This is a genomic window from Vibrio sp. Vb1574 (genome assembly GCF_033338675.1).
Window position 1 is genome coordinate 1 of the sequence record NZ_JAWOTC010000284.1, and the last position, 1,256, is coordinate 1,256.

The window sequence follows — 1,256 nt, forward strand, 5'->3', positions numbered from 1 at the left end:
CCGACATGAGGTGATTGGCCAAAGAATAAAGTGCGATGCTGCGCGGTTCGATGTCTTCACACTGGTGGTAAATTACCACAGCTGAGTCTTGTTGATTACAATGCACTTCGCGCTGAAAACTGCCATTTTGACCGAGCATAATTAACGGACGCAGTGCTTCTTCGTAGCGCTGTTCTTTTACGCGCAAGGCATCTTTCAAGGTTGTTGCCATATCATGCGCTTGTTGACGTTGCCAGTCGCCATAAACGAACATTTCTACGTGGAGTTCTGCCAAAATCGACTCGACGAATGTCGACAGTTCATCGACTTCAATCTCTTCCAGCGCTTCTGCAAGCGTCGCGAAAGGAGGATTGTTGGGCTGCAACAAACCTGTTAATGCGTTGAACAGTTGAGAAATTGGGCGATCTTGAGATGAATTTCGCCAATTACGTAATAATTGTTGTTTGATGGTTTCAAACCGAGTCGGGGTAAACTCTCTCGCGGCGAAAAGGCGTAAAATCATCTCAAGCAGTTGTGGCAGTTTTTGGCTGAAGCCCGACAACGTCAAAGTTACCCCACCTTGGTGTGCATACATGTTGTAGCCCATGCCCGCGATTTCAGCTTGGTAGGTTTCTTTGGCTAGTGAGTCCAAAAACATTTCGACACAAAGACGTGTTTTCACAATATTTTTAGGCGATGCGACCGCGTGAGAACTGTCGATCGCAACGTACACTACGCCTTTCGGCACTCGGAACTCATCATCTTGCAAATGCCACAGGCGAAAACCTTCGAGATCTTCAATCAACTCCGGTAGTGAGCCCCCGTTTTCAAAGGGCATTGGGTCGAGGTCGTAACAAATGTACGGGTTCTTCTCTGGCAGAACAAACTGCCAACGCGGATCAATTTGTTGGAAGAAGCGTTTTTGCTCGCTACTGAATGTAGTGACGGAGTAGGGGGTGAAATACCACTCCGCAGTGCGATTGTACTCAAGTCCTTTGGCGATCAGCGTAACGCGGACATTGTCGACAGATAAATATTGCAGCAGAGAACGTTGTAGATCTTCATCATAGCCCGACATTTTGTAGTCGCCATAGATAATATCGTGCGGCTGATAATGCTGCATATTGATGACTAAATGGCTAACTAAATCGAGAGGGCGTGAAGGTTCTTGAAAGCGGAATGCCGACTCCAACACTGCTTGCTTCTCTAGGTAGCGCCACTCATTCATTCCGTCTTGTTTGATCATGGTTAGATATTGAAAGACAGCTTGAATGATG

The 1,256-nt window shown here is 46.8% G+C and carries 1 pseudogene; it reads right to left on the reverse strand.

From position 1 onward, the window contains the following. Positions 1-1,256: pseudogene (locus R7O12_RS25565) on the reverse strand (insulinase family protein); the annotation flags it as partial.